This is a genomic window from Larkinella bovis (assembly GCF_042655385.1).
GTDB lineage: Bacteria > Bacteroidota > Bacteroidia > Cytophagales > Spirosomataceae > Larkinella > Larkinella bovis.
In genome coordinates, this window is the sequence record NZ_JBHSMA010000001.1 from 550,151 (window position 1) to 572,807 (window position 22,657).

Here is a 22,657-nt window from a genome sequence, read left to right on the forward strand (position 1 = left end):
GCAGGTTGGCGTCCTGTTGGTGTGGTCGAAAAGCCCGAGAGTATCCGCAGCCCGGGCCTACGCATCCCGATTCTCCTCAACAAGCTTTATAGGTAGTCGTATCTGGTCTGGGTTGTGGGAAGGAACCTTGGTATTTGCTCACCAATCAATCCTGTCAAACCGCCGATCAACGTTGGGTCGTCGTTTAGGGCAAATTGAGGCTTGTTGGTGGTTGAACACCTGGATCGGCGACAGGCTCTGCTGGGCCGATGGTGCCATTGAAACGGAAAGCGGTGCCAACTTGCGCTGACACCGCTTTATCGGGCGGCTTTAGCCGCATTATTAAAGACCTACCAAATCATCTTGCAAACGTCGGGATGACTCATGTGTCGATACGAAAGAGACTTATCGTGCAATTTCGACCTGCACCCGCTTTCCTTTAATGGTATTGCCTTCCATGACGTCTACCACCCGGTTGGCAAAATCGCGGGGAACATCCACGTAGGTGTGCTTGTCAAAGATGTCAATGTGTCCAATGGTGCTTCCCGGAATGTTGGCTTCACCGGCGATGGCGCCGACGATATCACCCGGACGGATAAAATCCCGACGACCTACGCTAACGAACAGGCGGGTCATGTTGGCTTCCCGTTCACGCGGTGCGCGTTCGCGGTCATCCCGTTCGGGCCGGCGGCTTTCGCCCCGATCCTCCCGGTTTCCGAAACGAGGACCCCGTTCCCGATCACCAAACCGGCCTTCACCCCGGCGTTCACGGTCGCCAAACCGTCCGAAGCTTTCACCCCGGCCACCCCGGTCGCCGAAACGTCCACCGCGATCACGGTCACCAAACCGGCTTCCTTCCCGGCGTTCCCGACGGTCGTCGTCATGGCCCAGGTTCTGATCAGAGAATTCGTTCTTCTCGATACCCATGCCCCGTTTCACCAGTGCCGATACAATTTGTTCGGTACTAAAACCGGAATGATGCAGGGCCGTCAGCATGTCATCATACAGATTCAGGTCCTGGCTGGTTTCGATGGATTGTTTAACCTGTTCGATAAAACGGGCTTTGCGCAGGCCAACGATATCTTCAAACGACGGAATGACGCCTTTTTCAACCCGGACCTTCGTATAATTCTGAATTTCGCGGAACCGGTATTTTTCATCGCGGCCAACCAGCGAGAACGCTTTGCCGGATTTGCCGGCACGACCCGTCCGACCAATCCGGTGGACGTAATATTCTTCGTCGAGCGGAATGTCGTAGTTAATTACGGCATCCACATTGTCAACGTCGATACCCCGGGCGGCTACGTCGGTCGCAACCAGGATATTGGTCACACCGGAGCGGAACTTCGACATTACGTTATTCCGTTGCGCCTGACGCAAATCACCGTGCAGCCCTTCGGCCTGGTAACCACGCACCTGCAAATCTTCAACGATTTCTTCAACCCGCTTTTTCTGGTTACAGAAAACCAGCAGCAGTTTCAGATCATACGTGTCGATCAACCGGCACATTACTTCCACTTTCGCCTTCGGTTTAACCTCGAAATACACCTGTTCGATGTTCGTGTTGGTCAACTCGTTTTTGACGACTTTCACCAGAACCGGGTCTTTCTGGAAGCGTTGCGTAATGCCCATGATCGGTTTCGACATGGTTGCTGAGAAAAGAATCGTCTGCCGCTCTTCGGGCATATCTTCCAGAATGCTTTCGATATCTTCCCGGAAGCCCATATCGAGCATTTCGTCGGCTTCGTCGAGAATCATCATTTTAACGTTATCCAGCTTCAGCGTCCGGCGTTCCATGTGATCCATAACCCGTCCCGGCGTACCGATAACGATATGAACGCCGGTTTTCAACGACTTGATTTGCCGTTCGATGGAGTCGCCACCGTAGATGGCTTCGACCCGAATACCGCGTTTGAATTTCGAAAGTTTCCGTACTTCATCGGCAACCTGGAGGGCCAGCTCGCGGGTGGGGCACAACACCAATACCTGCGGATGGCGTTCGGTTACATCGACCAGATCAATGGCCGGAATTCCAAAGGCTGCGGTTTTGCCAGTGCCCGTCTGAGCCTGACCAATGACATCGCGACCCAGTAAAATCGGCGGGATCGCTTCGGCCTGAATGGGCGAGGGATGCTCAAAGCCCATTTCGGTAACGGCCTGTAAAATTTCGTCGGATAGGTTCAGATCCGCGAACGTACGTTGCGGAATACCCGGTTTTACTACAATTTCCTGTTCAATGATTTCAGGATTCATACCTTGTAAAAGTTTTTAAAATGAAACTGATACAAGCGTTTAATCGGCAGGAGTGCTCGTTCTGCGCGGCCATGCAGATCCGATTGCAAAAAATCGGCAAACGATACGTCTAAAATTTGAGATACAGTCGTGAAGGAACCCCCGAAATGCCCAGCTTAGCCCAAAGTGAATGATCACCAATGCAATTGCCCCAACAGATGCGCCCAACGAATGTTAAACCCCTTTCCGGTTGACATCCGTGCTGCTCTGCGGTAAAAGAAAAAATCTCATGAAGAGTATCTGTTACAGAGATCGGACGGATGTCCGCTTGAAAACTGTTGCAAAAATAAGAGGATTTTCTGAAAATAGCAAGTCCACCTCTATTATTATTGTATTTTTTGACGAATGCGGTTTTTAGAAAACCGACCGCATGGCTCTGGCTTTCAGCAAACATTCCTCGTACTCCTGCTCGGGATCAGCATCGTAAGTAATGGCGCTGCCCACCGAAAAAGACACCCGGCCCAACGCCTGATTATAAAAAATACTGCGGATCATGACATTAAAATCAAAATCACCGTCCGGGGTAATATAGCCGGCCGCGCCGGAATACAGACCCCGGCGGCTGGCTTCGTACTGATCAATCAACTCCATGGCGCGGACCTTGGGGGCCCCGGTCATGCTGCCCATCGGAAACGCATTTCTGATCGCGTCCGTAAAGGGCAGATCGTCCTGGATCGTAGCCGAAACCGTCGAAATCATTTGAAAGAGCTGGCGAAAGGCGTATACCCCAAAAAGTTCGTCGACCCGAACCGTTCCGGTTTTGGCACTGCGAGCCAGATCGTTCCGGACCAGGTCCACGATCATCAGATTTTCGGCCTGTTCTTTTTCGCTGCTGCTGAGCCGCCGTTTCAGGTGTTCATCTTCGACCGGATTGGCCCCTCGCCGGATGGTTCCTTTGATGGGCTGAGAAATGAGTCGATCGCCTTCTTTTTTAAGAAACCGCTCCGGGGAGGCCCCCAGGACGTAGTGGTTTCCGATGCGCTGAAAGTGAGAAAATGGCATTGGCGACTGCCTATTCAAGGCCTCGTAAACAGCGAATGGATTCAGTCTGGCAGCCTCGGCAAAAAACGCAAGACAGTAATTCAATTCGTACACCGTTCCATCGATGATATCCTCCCGGATTTGCTGCACGATCTGGCGGTATTCAGCCGGTGAAACATGAGCCTGAAGGGTGTTACCTACTGCCGGCGTTTCCAGTTCCGCCGGATCGATCGAAGACGCCAGGATGGATTGGGCCACGTGCTGCGGGTCGCTCCAGGAACGAATGAGGATCGAGTTCTCCTCGAAATCAAGGATATGGAGTGGCTGGAAGAAATAAATCGCCGGAAATTCGAGCCAGTTTGGATGGCGACTGCGCAGGGCTTCAATCCGGTTTTTCAGGTCATAACTAAAATACCCCACCAGAAAATCCGGCTGCTGCTGGTGGTGGTGGAAGAGTTGATCGAACGGGTCGGTTTCGGGCGGAAAGTCAACCCGTTGATAGAGGCCGGCCGCTAAACGGTTGGGGAAGGCCGAATACGGAAGCTGGAAGCCCGGGAGCTGGCGCTGGTTATTGTTGAACAATACCACATGGTCGTACTGATCCAAGGCCCATTTCAGGGCTTTTTTTTGCCAGAAATCAATGGGGTGACAAGCTTCCGTCGACTCGAGCGATAGCCTGAACTCCTGACGAAAGTCGACAGACATTAGCTGTGTTCCAGGTGCACGTCGATGGCAATGTCTTTACTCTCGGCGTTCTTTCCAATCCGGAATTTTACCTCATCGTCCACCTGTAATTCATTAAAATCAATATCATTCAGGCTGGTGTAGTGGAAAAACAGGTTGTTGGGCGGATAATTGATAAAACCGTAGCCGTTTTTCAAACTTCGGATGGTGCTGAACTTGAAATCGGACGGATCGGAATCGTCATTTACCTGCCCCGAATAACTTTCGTAATTGAGGGTATTGTCAGTGCCCAGGAGTGTGCGCGTCGACTGCTTCACAAAGAGGTTCTGAATCAGCGGATCGCCCTTCCGAAGTCTGGTATCGATCATTTCGTGCATGGCCACCGGATACGATACTTCCTTCAGTAAATCCTGCGACGTCCGGGTAACCATCTTTTCGCCCTCGTCATTATAGAACTCGAAATCCCAGCTTAATACCATAACCCGCGTTCCCAGGGTATTGAGTTTTCGAATCAGGGGCACGTAATCCCCATCGGCGGTGATCAAAACAACGACATCAAATTTTTTGGAAATTGTTAACTCAAAGGTTTCGAGGGCGAGCCAGACATCAATTCCTTTTTCCTGGCGGGATCCCTGAAACGTTTTGACGGGCAGGTAGTGCGTCACTACCCCTTCCGACATTAATATATCATCAAACAGGCGATCGTAAAACAACTGGTTGCCGCGCTGACTGGCTTCGTGGGCGTTCAGCCGGCCCCTGAAATAGTGGGCGTCAACGATTTGACACAAACGCACCTCCGTGTTCTCTTCCTGTGCAATCTGCGAACGGATAAATTCGTGTAATCCCGAAATGCTGATGCGGCTTCGTCTTTCGTGGGAATAATTATAATAATTACTTACATGTAGAAAATAGTTGCCATCATAGATTACCGCAATCCGGGTTAATTGGGTGGATTTTTTTGCTTGCATTTTATAAACCAATGTAGAAAAATTTAACACTTCAACGCTATTTGAATCAAAACGAAGGATTAACCTCCAGCCATATAGAATAAGCTATTTTATTATTTCTCTGATTATGTGGCAGTTAAATGGTCTTTTGCCAGTCGTACGTAGATAGGAGAGGGAATTGGGGGGCAAAGTACGAAAAAAATACGGAAATGCCGATCGGGAGCCTCTATATGCTACCTTTGTAAGCAACATGTCTATTTTATGAGAAAAGTTCTATTTATCGATCGCGACGGCACAATCGTTTTCGAACCCCAGCCTGATCAGCAAGTCGACTCCCTCGAAAAACTGGAGTATATCCCCAAAGTTCTTTCCAATCTCCGCAAAATTGCCGAAGAAACCGACTATGAACTCGTTATGGTAACCAATCAGGATGGGTTGGGAACAGCAGCTTTTCCGGAAGAAACGTTCTGGCCGGCTCACAATAAAATGATGAAAACGCTGGAGGGTGAAAATATCCATTTTTCATCCGTGTTCATCGATCGGACGTACCCGCATGAAGGAGCCGCTACCCGTAAACCGGGGATCGGCATGTTGACGGACTTCCTCAACGACGCGTATAACTTGCCGGAAAGCTACGTAATTGGTGACCGGCTGACGGATATTCAAATGGCGGTTAACCTGGGCGCAAAGGCCATTTTGATTGCACCAGAAGAACCGACCGAAGGCATGACCGATGAAATGCAGCAAGCGCTCGCGCTATCCACCGACGACTGGGACCGGATTTATGAACTGCTGAAATTGCCTCCGCGAACCACAACGGTGGACCGCAATACGAACGAAACCCGGATTCACGTTGAACTCAATCTGGATGGTCGCGGGCAGTCGTCCATCGAAACCGGTATCGGTTTTTTTGACCACATGCTCGATCAGGTGGCAAAACATTCGGGAGCCGATCTGGTTATCCGGGTGCAGGGCGATTTACACATTGATGAACACCACACCATTGAAGATACCGGGCTTGCCCTGGGCGAAGCTTTCCGCAAGGCGCTGGGCGATAAACGCGGTATCAGCCGGTACGGTTTTCTGCTCCCGATGGACGAAGCCCTGGCCCAGGTCGGCATCGATTTCTCGGGACGACCCTGGCTGGTCTGGGAGGCCGAATTCCGGCGGGAAAAAATCGGGGAAATGCCGACGGAGATGTTCTACCATTTTTTCAAATCGTTCTCCGACGCAGCCCTCTGTAATTTGAATATCAAGGTAGAAGGGCAAAACGAGCATCATAAAATTGAAGCGGTTTTCAAGGCTTTTGCCAAGGCGATTAAAATGGCCGTGAAGCGTGACCTCAAAGCAATGGATTCGCTGCCTAGTACCAAAGGGGTATTGTAACCCCAGATTTATCGAGGGGTTTGTACGCTCCAATAGCAGATTTTTTTACTTTTGTGTTTGTAACCAAAAAACCGGTATCCTTATGTTCATGACTATCGTAACCATCGTTTTTTATATTGTTTTGTTAACCGCAGCCTTTATTACCGGACGTTGGCTGGAAGGCAAGGAGCGGAATTATTGAGAAAAAGAAACGGAATATTGGCGCACGAGCGATGGTTCGGGGCCGATTGTCGTCGGGGTCATATACCATTTTACGCCAAAAGGACCGAATTCGGTCCTTTTGGCGTAAAATGGGGTTAAGAAACTTTAAAAAATTGGGAGGAGGTTCCAACCGAACCAAATGAATAAGGGTCATTTCGGAAAACAACAATAACTACCGTACATGACAACACCATTTAAAAGCTTGTATGGACTGCTGGTCATCGGACTATTGGCAGTTGGCTGCGAGAAAGACAACAAAGTGGCTCCTTCGGAGCAAAATCAACCCGTAACGGTGAAAATCAACCAGTCGGCGCGGGTAAAACAGAATGTTACCCTGAACGTGGACACGATTTCAGACAGCCGCTGCCCCATGAATGCGGTTTGTGTCTGGTACGGAAATGCTCAGGTGAAATTCACGCTGAAAAACGAGACCCAGAGTCAGTCGGGCGAATTGTGTCTGGGCCAGTGCGGTCAGCAACTGAAAAACCGCGACACCGTCACCCTGCAATTGGGCACGGAGCGTTACGAAGTGACCCTGTCTGATGTCCAGCCTTTCCCGGGTTCTAAACCGGATGGTACGCCCAAAGAGGCTATCATTACGGTGAACCAGAAGTAAAAAGCGGATTCAGCGCCTAAAAGCGTACCCGGTTTCGGAAACCGGGTACGCTTTTTTATAGCATCCCTTCGTCCGCGAAGCTTAAATAGCCCTGATCCGTAAAGATTAAATGATCGAGTACGGGAATGTCGAGCAGGAGCCCCGCTTCTTTCAGCTTGCGGGTCAGATCGCGATCCGGCTGTGAAGCGCTCAGGTGGCCGGAGGGGTGGTTATGAACCAGAATCAGGGCGCTGGCCAGTTGTTCGAGCGCGTGTTTGAAAATCAATTTCGGATCAGCCACGGTTCCCGAAACACCCCCTGAACTAATCTGAACCGGTCGAATGACTTCGTTCGCGCGATTCAGCAGTAAGATCCAGAACTCTTCGTGCTGTTTGTCAAGCAGATGCGGTTTTATTTCGTCGTACGCGTCACGGGAACTCGTAATCCGCAGCCGCTGCGGGCGTTCCTGTTCCTTCCTCCGCCGTCCCAGTTCGAGAGCCGCGACGATGCTGATGGCTTTGGCTTCGCCGATTCCTTTAAATTTCGATAAATCCCGGACACTGAGTTTGGCCAGGGTGCTGAGATCATTCTGGATACTTTGCAGGATGATTTTGGAAACATCGACGGCGGATAAATCCCGGGTGCCGGACCCAATCAATATCGCGATGAGTTCGGCGTCGGAGAGGGCCGCCCGCCCTTTAAGCAGCAGCTTTTCGCGGGGGCGGTCTTCTTCCGCCCAACTGAGAATTTTGCGGGGATTATCGTAGGCCATCGGGGTGGGGCAATAAAAAAACCTCACCTGACTAACTCAGATAAGGTTTCCGTAACGTTGTGTTTGAAGGCATTCGGCGGACCAGAAAGCCGATCAGCCGGACAATCCGCCTATCAAAAACGCGGACAAATGTCCGCCAATACTGGATTAAGCCGCAACCGCCAAACCGTTGACGAGTTTCGCCAATTTCGATTTGTTGTTAGAGGCTTTGTTTTTGTGAATGATGTTACGCTTTGCCAGTTTATCCAGCAGCGACGACACCGTTTTATACAATTCCGTTGCAGCTACTTTATCAGTGGTTAGCCGCAATTTCTTGATCATCGTACGGGTCGTTTTGTGTTGGAAACGGTTCAACAAACGCTTCTTTTCGTTTGCCCGGACCCGCTTCAAGGCCGACTTATGATTTGCCATTGCTTATTGGTACAGTATACAGTTTTCTCACAAATGTCCGCAAAAGTAGGAATTTACGAGAAACAATGCAAATTATTCTTCAATTGGGCTTCAAAAAGCGGTTTTTACTGACGGATATCAGAACTGATAATAAATACCTTGTCCCAGCTTCCCGCATTATTTTTCACAAATGCCCGTTGCTTTTCATTCTTGTTGTACGTCTCAATATCGGCTTCGCTCTGGAAGGTAAGGTAGTGGACGACATCATATTCTGCCGAAGAACCGCCTGCACCCGGTAAAGCCTTGCCGGAGGTATACGAAATGATCTGCGGAATTTCATGCTTTAAAGCGGCAAACTCACGCATATGTTGTTCAACCGCTTCATTTTTAGTGCCTTCTTTGAATTTGAAGCACACGATTTGCTGCTTTTGGGCTTTTCTGGAGGGTACATAGGCACCGTAGATTATCAGGCCGAAAATACCAAAGAATAAAAGAATCAGGCTGTAGCCAAGTGATTTACGTTTCATGTCGATTGTGAAATTCATGTTATTCGAAATATTATTCTGAATAACATAGTTGTTTATTAATAAAGTATAAACTTTTCTTATTAAAATACTATGTTTAGGCAAAGGTACCATCAATCTGTTTGGAAGCAAGTTTTTTGCCTGATTTTTTTGAATGCGGTTTTTCCGGTCTGCGCGGGCACCGGACCGCTGTGGGGATTTTACGCCCATAAAAAGATCAATCGACTGGCTGTGTTTACGTTACCTCCTCCTATGATGGTCTTCTATAAAAAGCATATCGACTTCCTGACGGAGAATGCCGTGAATCCGGATAAACGGCGGTATGCGGTGGTCGGGGAAGCGCCCCGGCACTTTATTGACCTGGATGCGTATGGCGATACCTCGAAAACCGCCCTACCACGGAGCTGGAAACCGGCGGTAGACCGGTTTGGTGAGGATACCCTGGCTTTGCACGGGATTGTCCCCTGGCACATTCAATTGACCAAATTCCAGCTGACCGAAGCCTTCAAGGCCCGTGATGCCCGACGGATTCTGCGAATTTCGGCCGATTTGGGGCATTATATCGCCGATGCCCATGTCCCCCTGCACACGACCCGCAACTACAACGGACAATTCAGCGGTCAGCAGGGCATTCATGGTTTCTGGGAATCCAGGCTGCCCGAACTGTTCAGTGATGAATACGACTTTTTTGCCGGACCAGCCAGTTATATCGATTCGCCCCAAAAGCGGGCCTGGCGGGCGGTTTTCGACGCCCATGCCGCGCTGGATACGGTTTTGCGCCGGGAAAAAGAATTGACAGAACAGGAAGGAGAAGCCCGGAAATACGGTTTTGAAGACCGGAACAACCAGACCACCAAGGTGTATGCTGAATCATTTTCCCGGAAATACCACGACCAGTTGCGGGGGCAGGTGGAGCGTCAGATGCGGGCGTCCATCAAAATGGTAGGCGATTTCTGGTACACCTGCTGGGTAGATGCCGGGCAACCCGACCTGGCTGGCCTCGTTGATTATAAACCGACGGAACAGGATCAGAAGAGCGAAAAGGACGAGCAAACAAACTGGCTCAGGCGGTGGCTGAAGGTGCGCAGCGAAGATTAGAACGAACCATGTGTTCCGAATTTCGTAGTTTCGTCCGCAAAAGTTGCAAATTGACGATGAGTTTACCCAAAATACAATTACGTTCAGGCCGGGAGGAGGCTATCCGGCGGTTTCATCCCTGGGTTTTTTCCGGTGCCGTGGCCCGGTCGGAGGGCGATCCGCAGGATGGTGATGTGGTCGAAGTGGTCGATAAAAAAGGAAATTACCTCGCGACGGGGCATTTTCACAACGGCAGTATCCAGGTCCGGATTTTTTCCTTCCAGCGGGTTATTCCGGATGTGGCCTACTGGACACAGAAACTGACAACGATCCGAACCATCCGGAAGACGCTTCTGCCCCCGGATACCAATTGTTACCGCCTGATTCACGGCGAGGGCGACGGCTGTACGGGTCTGGTGGTCGATATGTACAACGGGGTAGCGGTTTTGCAGGCTCATTCCATCGGGATGCACCGCGAGCGTCACCTGATTACGGAAGCCCTGAAAAATGTCTTCGGTGACGAACTGAAGGCCGTTTACGATAAAAGTGCCGAAACGCTGCCCGATGAATACGCGGCTACCATACAGAACGCGTATCGGTACGGGTTGGCCACGGTCCCACACGAAGTTAACGAAAACGGTCATCGTTTTCTGGTCGACTGGATCAGTGGTCAGAAAACCGGGTTTTTCCTCGATCAGCGCGATAACCGGAAGTTACTGGCCTATTATTCGGCCGGTAAGAAAGTCCTCAATGCGTTCTGTTATTCCGGCGGTTTTTCCATTTACGCGCTGAAGGCCGGTGCCACGCTGGTCCACTCGGTAGACGCATCCCAGAAAGCCATCGACCTGACGAACCGGAATGTCGCCCTGAATTTTGACGGAACCGAAATCGCTGGGCGGCACGAAGCCTTTGCGGATGATGTGATGAAATACCTTCACGCGCATGACGATCAGTATGAGGTCATGGTTCTGGATCCCCCCGCGTTTGCTAAAAGTCTTTCGGCGCGGCACCGGGCCGTTCAGGGCTACAAACGCCTGAATGCCGAAGGATTACGCCGATTGGCCAAAGGGGGAATCCTGTTCACCTTTTCCTGCTCCCAGGTCATTGACCGGGAGTTGTTTTATAATACGATCGTAGCGGCCGCCATCGAGGCCGGGCGCCAGGTGCGGGTTCTGCATCACCTGAGCCAGCCCGCCGATCATCCGGTTAATTTATTTCACCCCGAAGGCGGTTATTTGAAAGGACTTGTCTTGTGGGTTGAGTAACAAATCGGGAATATTTATAAACTTGCAGGTATGAAGATAGGACTATTTTGTATTGGGCTGGCCGGTTTGGTTTCCGTGGCGGCCGATTCCAGCGATATCCAGTTTAGCCGCTATTTCGTGGCGGCCGAAAGTTATGAAACCGTCGGGGTGGTTGATGTCAATAAAGACGGACGACCGGATCTGGTTTCGGGGGATTTCTGGTACGAAAATTCGAGCGACCCCAAGGCGATGTTTCGGAAGCGCTACCTGATCGGAAATCAGAAGCGGTTTGACCAGTATTACGACGATTTTTCAACCATTCCCCTGGATGTCAACGGCGACGGAAATCTGGATATCGTTACGGGTGGCTGGTTTGGGCAGGATCTGAAATGGCTGGAAAACCCCGGTGTCGGAAAAAAAGGCCTTTGGCCGGTTCACGAAATTGCCAAGGTTGGCAATGTGGAAACCACCCGGGCCTGGGATGTAGACGGCGACGGGGTCATCGAAATTGTGCCGAACAACCCCAAACATCCGCTGAAATATTTCAAGCTCGAAAAAGGCGGAACGTTTAAGCAGGTCAATGTTGCCCCTACGCAGGATCACGGACTGGGCGTGGGCGACGTGAACGGCGATGGGCGCAGCGATTTTATTGTCAGCCAGGGCTGGCTCGAAGCCCCGGTTGACCGGGAAAACGGGCCGTGGACGCTGCACAAAGAATTTGACCTGGGTAGTCACGCCAGCGTTCCGATTCTGGTGGTCGATGTCAATGGCGATAAACGCAACGACCTGATTGTCGGGCAGGCGCACGGCTATGGCCTGCATTGGTACGAGCAAACGATGGAAGGGGGGAAACGGGGCTGGAAAAAACACATGATCGACGAAAAAGCCTCCCAATATCATGTGCTGGAGTGGGCGGATCTGGATGGTGACAAGAAACCCGAACTGATCACGGGCAAACGGTATCGGGCTCACAATGACGGCGATCCGGGGGCCTATGACGATGTGGGTTTGTATTATTTCACCTGGGACGGAAAGGTCTTCGTGAAACACACCATCTCGTACGGGCAACCGGGCAAAGGCAAAGGAACCGGTATCTACTTCGCCCTGGCTGATCTGCGCGGCACGGGCCGACTCGATATCATCGTAGCCGGGAAAGATGGGCTGGAAGTCTTTTTCAACGAAAAATAGGGCCGGCGACCAGATTCGGCGGATGAGTAAAGCGCCCATCCGTCCGAATCCATGTTGCCAGCCCCCTGATTCAGAAAAACACATTACCGGATTTCGCCCGGGATCACTACGATCTCCCGTCGGAAGTTCTCCCGTAAAACCGCCATGGGAATCTGTTGCCCAATGGTTTCTTCGGTCAGGAGCCGATGAAGATCATCCACTGTCGTAACGGCCTGGTTGTTAAAGCCGACGATAATATCGCCCTGCTGGAGTTCACTGTTGTAGGATACCCCGTCGGCTTCAGTACTGGCCACGATCACCCCGGTTTTGGCGTTGAGGTGGTTATACTGCTTGATGCGTTCGGTCAGGTTGATGAGCTGTCCCGCAATGCCCAGGTAGCCCCGGCGAACCCGTCCGTGCATGATCAGCTTACCGGCTACCAGCGCGGTCAGATTCGACGAAACCGCAAAACAGATACCCTGGGCGGGTAGAATCACTGCGGTATTGACACCAATCACATCGCCCTGCGAGTTGACGAGCGGGCCGCCCGAGTTGCCGGGGTTCAGGGACGCATCGGTTTGAATGACGTCGTCAATCAAACGACCGGATTCCGAGCGCAGGGTCCGGCCCAGGGCACTGACTACGCCCGCGGTTACGGAATACTGAAAACCGTATGGATTTCCCACGGCGATTGCGATCTGGCCCACCTGGACCTGTTTGGAATCCGCAAACCGGATGGCCTTCAGGTTATCCCCATAGATCTTGATGACGGCGATATCCGTTGCCGGATCACGGCCAATCAGGGTGGCGACAAAATCCCGGCCATCGGGCAGGGCCACCTCGATCCGGGAAGCTCCGGCCACGACGTGATTATTGGTAATAATATAGCCATCGGACGAAATGATAAATCCAGAACCCGTTCCGCCTTCGGGCTGAGGGCGTCCGCGGGCGGGCGATTGGCCCTCTTTCTGCCGGCCACTCACTTTAATCTGGACCACCGACTGGCTCACTTTTTTCGCTACATTTACGACGGTATTGGAGTAGGAGTCGAGCAAGGGCGCATCCGGGTCTCCGGTTTTTCCGGGCACCGACTCCAGTCCGCTATCGGTTACAAATTGTAATTCCATACCGGAAGCTTGTTTAGTTGTAAATACAACTTTTAAATCGCGTACCAGCTCCAGTGGCTTACCGGAGCCCGCCAATTTGGCAGGATTATCTTGTTTTATCGGTCTACCTCAACTAGCTCCACTCGATTAAAATGACGTTTGAAGAATTTTTGGCAGGAAAAAAAATTGACGAAAATCAGTTCAGACAAAACGAACCCATCCGCTACCATTCCTGGAAAGCGGAGTTCGAACAGCTTCATCCGGAAAGTTTTACGACCCAAAAGAAATTCCTGATCAATGAGGTTCGCCGGAAATACCAGGTGCGGTAGATAACGTTATGATGGGTCAAACGGACGTTTGATGAAAAATCATTACTTTTAAAACTTTGATAACCCCATTTTTGTCTGTTTATGCAGCATTACGACTTTGCAATTGTAGGAGCCGGATACGCCGGTAGTGTGTTGGCCGAGCGGCTGGCCAGCCAGTCCGGAAAGAAAGTTCTATTAATTGATAAACGCCCCCATATCGGCGGAAATGCGTATGATTATTACAATGAGGACGGCATCCTGATCCATTTATACGGTCCGCACATTTTCCACACCAATTCTCCGGAGGTTTTCGGCTATCTATCCAATTTCACCGAGTGGCGTCCCTACGAACACCGGGTGCTGGCGTCGGTGGAAGGGCAACTGTTACCGATTCCCATTAATCTGGATACGGTCAATAAGCTTTATGGCAAAAACTTCACCTCCGAAGAACTCAGCGAGTATTTCAAAACGGTGGGTGAACCGGTCGAGGATATTAGAACCTCGGAGGATGTGGTAGTCAGTCAGGTCGGGCGCGACCTGTACGAGAAGTTTTTCAAGAACTACACCAAGAAACAATGGGGCGTCTATCCGTCCGAACTGGATAAGTCCGTTACCTCCCGGATTCCAACGCGGACCAACCAGGACGATCGGTATTTCTCGGACGAGTTTCAGTCGATGCCGTTGCACGGTTTTACGAAAATGTTCGAAAAAATGGTCGATCAGCCGAATATCACGCTGATGCTGAGCACCGATTTTAGGGACGTAAAAGATAGTTTGTCTTACGACCAGTTGATTTATACCGGCCCGGTGGACGAATATTTCGACCACTGTTTCGGAAAATTGCCGTACCGCTCCCTCCGGTTCGAGCACCAGACGCTGAACGAAGAATGGCACCAGCCGGTGGCAGTCGTCAATTACCCGAATGATCACGCCTATACGCGGGTGACGGAATACAAGCACCTGACCGGGCAGGAGCATCCGACCAAAACCAGCATTACCTTCGAATACCCGCAGTCGGAGGGCGATCCGTATTACCCGGTTCCCATGCCTGAAAACGCCGAACTCTACCGGAAATACAAACAATTGGCCGATCAACAGGAAAACGTACATTTTGTCGGCCGTTTGGGGACCTACCGGTATTATAACATGGACCAGGTGGTTGCTCAAGCCTTGACCCTGTACAAAAAACTGGTTGGTGCCGATTCCCTGGCGGAGGTGGCTCTGGGAAAAAATCCGGCTAAATAATCGCCCCGTGTTTATCGAACAGCCATTTCCGGTTTTACCGTGTCCCGGTTTTCAGGAAATGGCTGTTCTTTTTGGTTGATTTTCTCCCTGGAGAATTACTTATTGGACCGGACAGCGTCTAAAGTAAACCAATGGGTTTATGATTCGTACTGCTGTCCGTATGGGGAAAACTTTCCTTACACTTTTTGCTATCTTTCTGGGGGAACTTACTGTTTTTGGTCAGGATTCAATCCCTGCGCTTACCGTTCCGCCCAAACCGCCTTTCCAACTCTTTGCCGAAGTGAGTGTGTCGGCCAGCACCGCCCGCCAAACGCCCTTCTGGCTCCGGGCCAATCGGTTTGGAATAGTCCCCACTACCTCGCCCTTTATCAGCGCCAGAGTGGGTGTTTCCGCTGAATACCAGTACAGTCTGGGTAATTCGCCGGGCCGGAGCGACGGAAAGCGAAAGCGGGTTGCCTGGGGATACGGCCTTGAGGTCGTTGGAAATGGAGCCGCAAAAGCCGCCTTGCTGGTGCCGGAAGCCTACCTGAAAGGCCGTTATCAAAAGCTGGAATTGCGGATAGGCCGTCACCGGGAGGTCATTGGTTTGGCCGATTCAACCCTGGGAACCGGCTCATACAGCTGGTCGGGAAATGCACTGCCCATGCCGAAAATCCAGCTCTCACTGGCTGACTATGCACCGATCGGTTTTACGAAAGGCCTGGTCGCCTTTCGCGGTCTATTTGCTCATGGCTGGTTTGGTAACAACGGTGTGGTGACCCATTCTTATCTGCACCAGAAAGCCCTCTACGGCCGGTTGGGAAAGGCTGGGTGGCCCGTAAAGCTGTACGCAGGGTTCAATCATCAGGTCCAGTGGGCGGGCCGGAGCGACGGGATAACGGACGACAGGTTGATTAAAAATGGCCGCTTTCCAACCGGTTTTAGAAACTACCTCAATGTCATGTTTGGTACTTCGCTGGCGGCCCGGGGCGAAGCGATCGATACGACGGAATATAGCAAAAGCGACCGTGGCAACCGGGTTGGCAATCATCTGGGAACGGTCGATATCGGCCTGGAGATTCATAAAACGACCTTTTCCATCCTGGTTTATCGCCAGAATATTTACGAGGACGGATCGTTGTATTACCTGACCAATATAGCCGATGGCTTAAACGGCATCCGGTTTAAAAATAAAAATCCAGCCGGTGCCCACTGGCACTTTCAGACGATTCTATTCGAGCTGTTAGTGACCAAAAGTCAGGGTGGCTCTGTTTTTAGTACCGTTAACAAAAAACGGGGTGCCGATAACTACTTCAATCACAGCCAATACCTTGAGGGATGGTCCTATAGGGGGCGGACTATAGGAACCCCCTTCATTCCGCCCGCGGGTGATACCAACCCGGACCTGCCCCGCTTGTATTCGGAACAGTTACCGGTTTTTACGAATAATAACCGGGTTCGGGTGTTCCATTGGGGGATGGAGGGAACATTCGATCAGCGCTTTGTTTTTCAACTAAAAGGGTCACTCAGTGAGAGTTTGGGAACGTACAGCAAACCGTTCGGGGAAAAAATCCGGCAATTTTCGTCGCTGCTGACCCTGCGTTTTCCGGTTAACTGGTTGGGTGGTGTGCAGGCAACCGTGGCTATGGCTTCGGATTTTGGGGGCCTCTATCCCCGAAATACGGGCTTCCACCTGAGTTTACGGAAAGACTGGATGTCGATTTGAATTCAAAGCTGAAACAGGTCTCTGAGGTCAATCTGGGCCAGGTAGGGCTCCAACGGGTACGGGTTCCTCAGGCGGCTGCGGTTTTGGAATTGAAGCGAAAAAAGGTGTTGCAGTTCGTGGTTTCCTTCAAAGTATTTGCTTTCGGAGAAATAGGCTTCCACAAAAAAGTCGCCAACGGCGTAAAGCCCAACCGTAAAGGGCGGAGAGGGCCGATTCATCAGATGTTGGCCAAAGCGCCAGAGCAAATCGGCTTTTTGGGCGAGAGGAAGTTGATTGTATTCGAGTTGGGTTAACATGGTCCGCACGTGATTGGGAAGACAGGCTAGCTGCCTAAAAACGATGTATTTTACACAGCTAGCGGGATAAAAGCATACACACGGCCCCAATTATAGTTCCAAAATTAGCTAGCGGTTTTTTAATGTTATCAAAACCGGTAGTCTGATAACAAAAAGGTAATTGGTATCAGAATAGGGAAACATATAGTTTCTTACAACGAAGCATCCTTCCCGTTTTCCCGTTTTCGGATCCGGTTGATTTCTGCCAGGTATTGCCCGAGCTTTTCTTCCAGTTCTGCCGACGAAATATTAGGGTACAGGTCGCCATCGATAGCCAACGAAATACGACCGGTTTCTTCGGAAATGGCAATGGCAGCGGCATCCGTTACTTCACTGATCCCGATGGCAGCCCGGTGCCGAAAACCGGTCGAGGTCAGAATCTCATCGTTTTCCGAAATCGGCAGAATACAGCGTGCCGCCCGAATCCGGTCTTCCGAGATGATAACGGCTCCATCGCGCAAGGGACTATATTGACTAACGATGGACAGTAACAGCCGTTTGGCAACAATGGCATCCAGCAAATCACCCGTTTGAATGAATTTGTCCAGATCGTCGTTTTTGGCGATGACAATCAACCCGCCCGTAAATTCCGAGGACATGGATTTGCAGGCATCAATAATCGGTTTGAGGGGGGTAAGCGGGTCGGCGGACGTGGGCTGTCGAAACCAGCGCGTAAACAACCGGCTATTGGCGATGTTGGTCGATTTACCGATAATGAGCAGAAACCGCCGGATTTCCTGCTGGAAAATAATGATCAACGCCAGCGCACCAACGCTGATGAAATAACCCAGAATCGTTGTCAGCAATTCTAAGCCGACGGCTTTGGCCACTAAGTAGAGCAGATAGACCAGCAAATAGCCCAGAAAAATCCGGCTGGCAATGGTCCCTTTTACCAGGAAATAGATCTGGTAAAGCAGGAATGCCAGCAATAAGACATCCAGCACATCCACCCATTCAATATCGAGAAAACCAATTTTCATACAGTCAGACTAGGTTTAGTTGTCTGGTTTTAAAGGATTTGTTGACAACTGGAAATTAATTTAACGGTTTCCACGGCTTCCAACACATCGTGGACCCGTAACATATCGGCCCCCTTGGTTAGGGCGATGGTGTTGAGGACGGTTGTCCCATTCAGCGCGTCTTCGGGCCGGATGTTAAGCGTTCGCCAGATGGTTGACTTGCGCGATAAACCGGCTAAAACCGGCGCATCGAAAGCCTGAAAGGCATCCAGCCGATTCAGCAACTGAAAATTTTGCCGCGGGGTTTTTGCGAAACCAAAACCGGGATCGATGATGACATCCATTTGCCCCAGATTCCGCAAGGTCTGCAATTGTATTTGAATTTCAAACAGAACATCGGGCACTAAATCCGGGTAGGTTGTCTGCCCGGTCATGGTTTGGGGGGTGCCACGCATGTGCATCAGAACGTACGGAACCTGTAAGCCCGCAACGGTTTCGAACATGGCGGGGTCGAGGGTGCCGCCGGCTACATCGTTCACCAAAACCGCCCCGGCTTCGACGGCTTGCCGGGCAACGGCCGCCCGAAAGGTATCCACCGAAATCCAGACGTCCGGAACGGCTTTTACAATGGCTTCAATCACGGGCAAAATCCGGTCGGCTTCCTGGTTCGGACTAATATCCGCAGCGCCCGGTCGGGTCGAATACCCGCCAATATCGATAAAAACCGCCCCCTCGGTATACATGGTCCGGGCACGCTCAACGGCTTGATCGACAGAAGGAACACGGCTGCCGGCGTAGAACGAATCGTCCGTAATGTTCAGGATTCCCATTACCACCGGGGTACTCAGATCGAGAACATTTCCCCGGAGATTGAGCGTTTTTTTCGTAACTTTCGGCATGAAATAGTGGGTAGTCTTTGGTTGCCTCTCGTCAGTCATTCGTCCGAATGCGACAGAAAACGAAAGGCTGCGGTAGACGGATAAACTGAAGTTTCCATCGTATGTTGCAAACCGAAGCTCAATATCGGCAAGTGATTCAACTCTGCAAAGAGGTTTTCCTGAAAAAGAATAAAGACTACGGTACGGCCTGGCGCATTCTGAGACTGCCTTCCATTACTGACCAGATTTTTATCAAGGCGCAACGGATTCGGACCCTGCAGGAGCGGGGGACCCAACGCGTGGACGAAGGGGTTGTGCCCGAATTCATGGGAATCATAAACTATTGCGTTATGGCGCTGATTCAGCTCGAGCTGGCCGGGAGTGACCAGATGGAGATTCCGGCGTCGCAATTGACGGACCTCTACGACCGGCAGGTGACCAGTGTCATGGCGTTGCTTTTTGCCAAAAACCACGATTATGGGGAAGCCTGGCGAGATATGCGGGTCAGTTCGATGACCGATATTATTCTGATGAAACTGCTTCGGACGAAGCAAATTGAAGATAACCAGGGAAAAACCCTGATTTCGGAAGGCGTCGATGCAAATTATATGGACATGATTAATTATGCCGTGTTCTGTTTGATCAAATTAGGCATAGCTGAAGCTGAAACCTCTGTACCTGCATGAATGTGAGTAAATCCCGGCCCGTAACCGTTCGTACGTCACCCCTCTGGCAACGCGTGATTGCCCAAATGGCCCGCCTGATCGTGGGTGTTATTTTTATTTTTTCAGGATTGATCAAAATCAACGACCCGGTTGGGACCCAGATTAAGCTGACGGAATATTTCGAAGTCTTTGCGGAAGATGTGCCGGCTATGGCGGGCTTTTTTCACGGCCTGATCCCGTTCACGCTGGTTTTATCGGTGTTTTTCTGTGCCGCTGAAGTGGTTCTGGGCGTAGCCTTGTTACTTTCGTACCGGATCAAGCTCACCTCCTGGATTCTGCTGGCCCTGATTGTCTTTTTTACGTTTTTAACTTTCTATTCGGCGTACTTCAACAAAGTAACCGACTGCGGGTGCTTCGGCGATGCAATCAAACTAAAACCGTGGACCTCGTTCAGCAAGGATGTTTTTCTGCTGGTATTGATTCTGGTTATCATCTGGCAGCGGAAAATCTTCCGACGGATCCGGTCCGGTTTTTGGGTCGGATTGGCCACGGTTTTGTCCATTGGCATTGGGGTGTACGCAATTCAGCACCTGCCCCCCCTGGATTTATTACCGTATGCCGTAGGGAAAAGTGTTCCGAACCAGATGCAGCCTTCTGAACCCCTGCGGTTTTCGTACAAGCTGGAGAAAGATGGCAAAGAGTATGAGTTTGAAAAATACCCGGCGGATACAACCTACAAATTCAAGGAAATGGTGTTGCTGAACGAATCCGCCAAACCGAAAATTACGGATTACCGGGTTTGGAACGACGAGGGCGATTTCACCCAGGAGACGTTTAAAGGCACCAAGCTCATGCTTATCATCCGCGATATTCACGATTTGAGCATCGGTGACATGCCCGCTATCCGGAAATTGATGAAAGGCGTGGATGGGAAAGAGGTTATACCCCTGATTCTGACCTCGGTCAGTGATCAGGAAATCAACGATTTTCGGCATGAATACCAGTTGTCGATCCCGGTTTACAAAGCGGATGCCACGGTTTTAAAAACCATTGTCCGTTCCAATCCCGGTTTATGGCTAATTCGTGATGGCGTTGTGCAGGGCAAGTGGCACCATACCGATACTCCCGCGCCCGAAGAAGTTAACGCGCTGTTAGCGAAGAAGTAAGTTCTTATTTTTCAGGTTCGTTTGATGAAGAATATCTTTTTGATCGGCATGCCATCGTCGGGAAAAAGTACGTTGGGACGCCGGTTGGCCCGCGAGTTGGGGTATTATTTTGTGGATACGGACAAACTGATCATTCAGGAGGAAGGAGGGCGCAGCATCAACGATATTTTTCAGACCGATGGCGAAGCCTACTTCCGCGAAGTCGAGCGCCGGGTTTTGCACACCATTGAGCCCAATAGCCAGTTTGTGGTGGCAACCGGGGGCGGAATGCCCTGTTTTCACGATAATATGGCGTATATCAAAGCCAACGGACTCAGTATTTTTCTGGATATAACCCCGGAACAATTGCTCGATCGGATGCTGCGGCATAAACTCAACGAACGACCACTTTTTAACCGCCAGGACCCCACCTTACTCCAAAATCTTCGTCAGAAATATACCGACCGCCGGTTTTTTTACACCCAGGCTGATTTTACCATTTCGGGCGAAACCGACGTGGAAACGCTCAGCAAGCAACTGGAAGCCTATTTGTGAAAGTGGATTAATTCGTGGTATTCAATAATCTTTTTGTGGTTTCGGAACCATTTAAAAGAGTCATTGTGTATTCAGGACAGTTTGTAGTTGCAAACGCTTACTTTAAATGGAGAATTGCGCCGGAAACTTCTATGATCGTAGTGAAAAAGTACTTGATTGCTTGCCTGGTTTTAGTTTGGCCCTATTTTTCCTATTCGCAACAAGCAGCCGACACCACACTACAACAGGCATCGCTGGAAAGCTGCATTCGTTATGCACTCCAGCACCAGCCGGTTATTAAGCAGTCGGAAATTGATCAGCTGATCGCCGAACGGACCATTCGCTCGGCCCTGTCCAGCTGGCTTCCCCAGATTTCGGGTGCGTATAACTTGCAGCATTACCTCAAAATGCCGGTTTCGCTTTTTCCGAATTTCAACAATCCGACTTCGCCCGAGCGGGTTCCGGTTACAACGGGCGTGGCAAACCTGTCAAATATTCAATTAACCCTCAGCCAGAACCTCTTCAATCGCGACGTTTTGCTCGCTAGTCGCACCGCCGATACCTACCGCCAGCAGGCCCGCCAGAATCTGACCAATAATCGGATTGATATTACTGTCAACGTAAGTAAAGCATTTTATGATCTGATACTGACCCAGAAACAGGTTGAGATTCTGGACGGCGATATCATCCGGCTGGAGCGAAGCCTGCAGGACGCGACCAATCAATACAAAAGCGGAATTGTGGATCGGACCGATTACAAACGGGCGGCAATTGCCCTGAATAATTCGCGGGCGCAGCGGAAGCAGGCCATCGAGCAGATCGGGAGCAAAGCGCAACTCCTGAAACAGTTGATGGGCTATCCATCCAAAGCAGAACTGCAGGTAGCCTACGACACGCTCCAACTCGTCAATGAAGTAGTTATTGACACCACCCAATTCATAAAACCGGAAAACCGGATTGAATTTCAGTTGCTTAGAACCCAGCAGGATTTACTGAAAGCCAATTTACAGTACAATCGCTGGGCGTATCTGCCTTCGGTTTCCGCTTCGGGAAGTTATAATTTTGTGTTCCAGAACAGCGAATTTGCCAAGCTGTATAGCCGGAATTTCCCCAATTCCCTGATTGGCCTGACCATTGCGCTGCCGATTTATCAGGGCGGAAAGCGCGTCCAGGAATCCCGAATCGCCGAACTCCGGTTGCAGCGTTCGGAATGGGATCTGACCAATCTTTCCAATGCCGTCAATGCGGAATATCAGCAGGCGCTGGCCAATTACAAAGGCAACCTGGCGACCTACCGGGCGTTGCAGGAAAACCTCGATCTGGCGACGGATGTATACCGGGTGATCCAGTTGCAATATCGTTCCGGCATTCGGACCTACCTGGATGTAATCATCGCCCAGAATGATTTGCGGACTACCCAGTTGACCTATTTCAATGCGCTGTATCAGGTTTTGGTTAGCAAACTGGATGTGCAGCGGGCGCTGGGAACCGTGCCGACATACTGAAAATGAACTATGAAATTTCCTCTTACCCCATCA

At 50.8% G+C, this 22,657-nt stretch carries 22 protein-coding genes; 12 read left to right on the forward strand and 10 right to left on the reverse strand.

Annotated features, from left to right (window positions below; translation table 11 throughout):
• Positions 1–384: 384 nt before the first annotated feature.
• The 3 genes from ACFPMF_RS02365 to ACFPMF_RS02375 all read right to left on the reverse strand — a co-directional run bounded on the left by ACFPMF_RS02365 (position 385) and on the right by ACFPMF_RS02375 (position 4,904).
• A complete protein-coding gene (locus ACFPMF_RS02365; RefSeq protein ID WP_379840825.1) occupies positions 385–2,232 on the reverse strand; it encodes a DEAD/DEAH box helicase in 1,848 nt (615 codons plus the stop codon).
• A 393-nt stretch (positions 2,233–2,625) separates the two neighbouring features.
• Positions 2,626–3,957: an anthranilate synthase component I family protein gene (locus ACFPMF_RS02370; RefSeq protein WP_379840826.1), complete on the reverse strand. Its 1,332-nt coding sequence runs from the start codon at positions 3,955–3,957 to the stop codon at positions 2,626–2,628.
• The gene (locus ACFPMF_RS02375) at positions 3,957–4,904 is read right to left on the reverse strand and encodes an NYN domain-containing protein (protein ID WP_379840827.1); all 948 of its coding nucleotides are present in this window, start codon (positions 4,902–4,904) and stop codon (positions 3,957–3,959) included. Before ACFPMF_RS02375 ends, ACFPMF_RS02370 begins: the two co-directional genes overlap by 1 nt.
• 240 nt (positions 4,905–5,144) lie before the next feature.
• Here ACFPMF_RS02375 and hisB point away from each other — a divergent pair, with 240 nt between their 5' ends.
• Together hisB and ACFPMF_RS02385 are read left to right on the forward strand one after the other, a co-directional pair.
• Positions 5,145–6,269, forward strand: coding sequence for a bifunctional histidinol-phosphatase/imidazoleglycerol-phosphate dehydratase HisB (gene hisB, locus ACFPMF_RS02380; protein ID WP_379840828.1), 1,125 nt, complete (start codon positions 5,145–5,147; stop codon positions 6,267–6,269).
• 382 nt (positions 6,270–6,651) lie between these two features.
• On the forward strand, positions 6,652–7,086 hold the full coding sequence (locus tag ACFPMF_RS02385) for a hypothetical protein (RefSeq protein ID WP_379840829.1): 435 nt from the start codon (positions 6,652–6,654) through the stop codon (positions 7,084–7,086).
• 55 nt (positions 7,087–7,141) lie between these two features.
• Here the strand turns inward: ACFPMF_RS02385 and radC are convergent, their stop codons facing one another.
• The 3 genes from radC to ACFPMF_RS02400 all read right to left on the reverse strand — a co-directional run bounded on the left by radC (position 7,142) and on the right by ACFPMF_RS02400 (position 8,961).
• Positions 7,142–7,837 (reverse strand): RadC family protein, encoded by a 696-nt coding sequence (gene radC, locus ACFPMF_RS02390; RefSeq protein ID WP_379840830.1) that lies wholly within the window; start codon positions 7,835–7,837, stop codon positions 7,142–7,144.
• A 147-nt stretch (positions 7,838–7,984) separates the two neighbouring features.
• Positions 7,985–8,248: a 30S ribosomal protein S20 gene (gene rpsT / locus ACFPMF_RS02395; RefSeq protein WP_379840831.1), complete on the reverse strand. Its 264-nt coding sequence runs from the start codon at positions 8,246–8,248 to the stop codon at positions 7,985–7,987.
• A 104-nt stretch (positions 8,249–8,352) separates the two neighbouring features.
• Positions 8,353–8,961, reverse strand: coding sequence for a Dabb family protein (locus ACFPMF_RS02400; protein WP_379840832.1), 609 nt, complete (start codon positions 8,959–8,961; stop codon positions 8,353–8,355).
• Here ACFPMF_RS02400 and ACFPMF_RS02405 point away from each other — a divergent pair.
• Genes ACFPMF_RS02405 through ACFPMF_RS02415 form a run of 3 tightly spaced genes read left to right on the forward strand, consistent with a single transcriptional unit; the run spans position 8,845 to position 12,260 of the window.
• Positions 8,845–9,849: a zinc dependent phospholipase C family protein gene (locus ACFPMF_RS02405; RefSeq protein WP_379840833.1), complete on the forward strand. Its 1,005-nt coding sequence runs from the start codon at positions 8,845–8,847 to the stop codon at positions 9,847–9,849. The two genes, ACFPMF_RS02400 and ACFPMF_RS02405, sit on opposite strands and share 117 nt — an antisense overlap.
• Before the next feature lie 56 nt (positions 9,850–9,905).
• Positions 9,906–11,093 (forward strand): class I SAM-dependent rRNA methyltransferase, encoded by a 1,188-nt coding sequence (locus tag ACFPMF_RS02410; RefSeq protein WP_379840834.1) that lies wholly within the window; start codon positions 9,906–9,908, stop codon positions 11,091–11,093.
• Between the two features lie 30 nt (positions 11,094–11,123).
• Positions 11,124–12,260, forward strand: coding sequence for an FG-GAP repeat domain-containing protein (locus ACFPMF_RS02415; RefSeq protein WP_379840835.1), 1,137 nt, complete (start codon positions 11,124–11,126; stop codon positions 12,258–12,260).
• A gap of 83 nt (positions 12,261–12,343) precedes the next feature.
• On the opposite strand, the gene ACFPMF_RS02420 is transcribed toward ACFPMF_RS02415, so the two are convergent.
• A complete protein-coding gene (locus ACFPMF_RS02420; protein ID WP_379840836.1) occupies positions 12,344–13,366 on the reverse strand; it encodes a S1C family serine protease in 1,023 nt (340 codons plus the stop codon).
• 131 nt (positions 13,367–13,497) lie between these two features.
• On the opposite strand from ACFPMF_RS02420, the gene ACFPMF_RS02425 reads away from it, so the two are divergent.
• The 3 genes from ACFPMF_RS02425 to ACFPMF_RS02435 all read left to right on the forward strand — a co-directional run bounded on the left by ACFPMF_RS02425 (position 13,498) and on the right by ACFPMF_RS02435 (position 16,603).
• Entirely contained in the window at positions 13,498–13,674 is a 177-nt protein-coding gene (locus tag ACFPMF_RS02425) for a hypothetical protein (protein WP_379840837.1), read from the forward strand.
• An 81-nt stretch (positions 13,675–13,755) separates the two neighbouring features.
• A complete protein-coding gene (glf, locus tag ACFPMF_RS02430; protein ID WP_379840838.1) occupies positions 13,756–14,898 on the forward strand; it encodes a UDP-galactopyranose mutase in 1,143 nt (380 codons plus the stop codon).
• Positions 14,899–15,058: 160 nt separating this feature from the next.
• The gene (locus ACFPMF_RS02435; RefSeq protein ID WP_379840839.1) at positions 15,059–16,603 is read left to right on the forward strand and encodes a capsule assembly Wzi family protein; all 1,545 of its coding nucleotides are present in this window, start codon (positions 15,059–15,061) and stop codon (positions 16,601–16,603) included.
• Positions 16,604–16,605: 2 nt separating this feature from the next.
• Here the strand turns inward: ACFPMF_RS02435 and ACFPMF_RS02440 are convergent, their stop codons facing one another.
• The 3 genes from ACFPMF_RS02440 to folP all read right to left on the reverse strand — a co-directional run bounded on the left by ACFPMF_RS02440 (position 16,606) and on the right by folP (position 18,796).
• Positions 16,606–16,899 (reverse strand): hypothetical protein, encoded by a 294-nt coding sequence (locus ACFPMF_RS02440; protein WP_379840840.1) that lies wholly within the window; start codon positions 16,897–16,899, stop codon positions 16,606–16,608.
• A 191-nt stretch (positions 16,900–17,090) separates the two neighbouring features.
• Positions 17,091–17,918, reverse strand: a complete 828-nt coding sequence (cdaA, locus tag ACFPMF_RS02445; RefSeq protein ID WP_379840841.1) for a diadenylate cyclase CdaA — start codon at positions 17,916–17,918, stop codon at positions 17,091–17,093.
• Between the two features lie 29 nt (positions 17,919–17,947).
• Positions 17,948–18,796 (reverse strand): dihydropteroate synthase, encoded by an 849-nt coding sequence (gene folP, locus ACFPMF_RS02450; RefSeq protein ID WP_379840842.1) that lies wholly within the window; start codon positions 18,794–18,796, stop codon positions 17,948–17,950.
• Positions 18,797–18,897: 101 nt separating this feature from the next.
• On the opposite strand from folP, the gene ACFPMF_RS02455 reads away from it, so the two are divergent.
• From ACFPMF_RS02455 to ACFPMF_RS02470, 4 genes are all read left to right on the forward strand, one after another.
• Entirely contained in the window at positions 18,898–19,461 is a 564-nt protein-coding gene (locus ACFPMF_RS02455; RefSeq protein WP_379840843.1) for a DUF1599 domain-containing protein, read from the forward strand.
• A complete protein-coding gene (locus ACFPMF_RS02460) occupies positions 19,458–20,606 on the forward strand; it encodes a BT_3928 family protein (RefSeq protein WP_379840844.1) in 1,149 nt (382 codons plus the stop codon). Before ACFPMF_RS02455 ends, ACFPMF_RS02460 begins: the two co-directional genes overlap by 4 nt.
• A gap of 24 nt (positions 20,607–20,630) precedes the next feature.
• Positions 20,631–21,140, forward strand: coding sequence for a shikimate kinase (locus ACFPMF_RS02465; RefSeq protein WP_379840845.1), 510 nt, complete (start codon positions 20,631–20,633; stop codon positions 21,138–21,140).
• A 140-nt stretch (positions 21,141–21,280) separates the two neighbouring features.
• Entirely contained in the window at positions 21,281–22,624 is a 1,344-nt protein-coding gene (locus ACFPMF_RS02470; RefSeq protein ID WP_379840846.1) for a TolC family protein, read from the forward strand.
• The last annotated feature ends 33 nt before the right edge of the window (positions 22,625–22,657 follow it).

What these genes read in the sequence shown, in the direction of transcription:
- ACFPMF_RS02365 (WP_379840825.1), bottom strand. Translation starts at nt 2,232, where the DNA reads ATGAATCCTGAAATCATTGAACAGGAAATTGTAGTAAAACCGGGTATT.
- ACFPMF_RS02370 (WP_379840826.1), bottom strand. Translation starts at nt 3,957, where the DNA reads ATGTCTGTCGACTTTCGTCAGGAGTTCAGGCTATCGCTCGAGTCGACG.
- ACFPMF_RS02375 (WP_379840827.1), bottom strand. Translation starts at nt 4,904, where the DNA reads ATGCAAGCAAAAAAATCCACCCAATTAACCCGGATTGCGGTAATCTAT.
- hisB (WP_379840828.1), top strand. Translation starts at nt 5,145, where the DNA reads ATGAGAAAAGTTCTATTTATCGATCGCGACGGCACAATCGTTTTCGAA.
- ACFPMF_RS02385 (WP_379840829.1), top strand. Translation starts at nt 6,652, where the DNA reads ATGACAACACCATTTAAAAGCTTGTATGGACTGCTGGTCATCGGACTA.
- radC (WP_379840830.1), bottom strand. Translation starts at nt 7,837, where the DNA reads ATGGCCTACGATAATCCCCGCAAAATTCTCAGTTGGGCGGAAGAAGAC.
- rpsT (WP_379840831.1), bottom strand. Translation starts at nt 8,248, where the DNA reads ATGGCAAATCATAAGTCGGCCTTGAAGCGGGTCCGGGCAAACGAAAAG.
- ACFPMF_RS02405 (WP_379840833.1), top strand. Translation starts at nt 8,845, where the DNA reads ATGTTTAGGCAAAGGTACCATCAATCTGTTTGGAAGCAAGTTTTTTGC.
- ACFPMF_RS02400 (WP_379840832.1), bottom strand. Translation starts at nt 8,961, where the DNA reads ATGGGCGTAAAATCCCCACAGCGGTCCGGTGCCCGCGCAGACCGGAAA.
- ACFPMF_RS02410 (WP_379840834.1), top strand. Translation starts at nt 9,906, where the DNA reads ATGAGTTTACCCAAAATACAATTACGTTCAGGCCGGGAGGAGGCTATC.
- ACFPMF_RS02415 (WP_379840835.1), top strand. Translation starts at nt 11,124, where the DNA reads ATGAAGATAGGACTATTTTGTATTGGGCTGGCCGGTTTGGTTTCCGTG.
- ACFPMF_RS02420 (WP_379840836.1), bottom strand. Translation starts at nt 13,366, where the DNA reads ATGGAATTACAATTTGTAACCGATAGCGGACTGGAGTCGGTGCCCGGA.
- ACFPMF_RS02425 (WP_379840837.1), top strand. Translation starts at nt 13,498, where the DNA reads ATGACGTTTGAAGAATTTTTGGCAGGAAAAAAAATTGACGAAAATCAG.
- glf (WP_379840838.1), top strand. Translation starts at nt 13,756, where the DNA reads ATGCAGCATTACGACTTTGCAATTGTAGGAGCCGGATACGCCGGTAGT.
- ACFPMF_RS02435 (WP_379840839.1), top strand. Translation starts at nt 15,059, where the DNA reads ATGGGGAAAACTTTCCTTACACTTTTTGCTATCTTTCTGGGGGAACTT.
- ACFPMF_RS02440 (WP_379840840.1), bottom strand. Translation starts at nt 16,899, where the DNA reads ATGTTAACCCAACTCGAATACAATCAACTTCCTCTCGCCCAAAAAGCC.
- cdaA (WP_379840841.1), bottom strand. Translation starts at nt 17,918, where the DNA reads ATGAAAATTGGTTTTCTCGATATTGAATGGGTGGATGTGCTGGATGTC.
- folP (WP_379840842.1), bottom strand. Translation starts at nt 18,796, where the DNA reads ATGCCGAAAGTTACGAAAAAAACGCTCAATCTCCGGGGAAATGTTCTC.
- ACFPMF_RS02455 (WP_379840843.1), top strand. Translation starts at nt 18,898, where the DNA reads ATGTTGCAAACCGAAGCTCAATATCGGCAAGTGATTCAACTCTGCAAA.
- ACFPMF_RS02460 (WP_379840844.1), top strand. Translation starts at nt 19,458, where the DNA reads ATGAATGTGAGTAAATCCCGGCCCGTAACCGTTCGTACGTCACCCCTC.
- ACFPMF_RS02465 (WP_379840845.1), top strand. Translation starts at nt 20,631, where the DNA reads ATGAAGAATATCTTTTTGATCGGCATGCCATCGTCGGGAAAAAGTACG.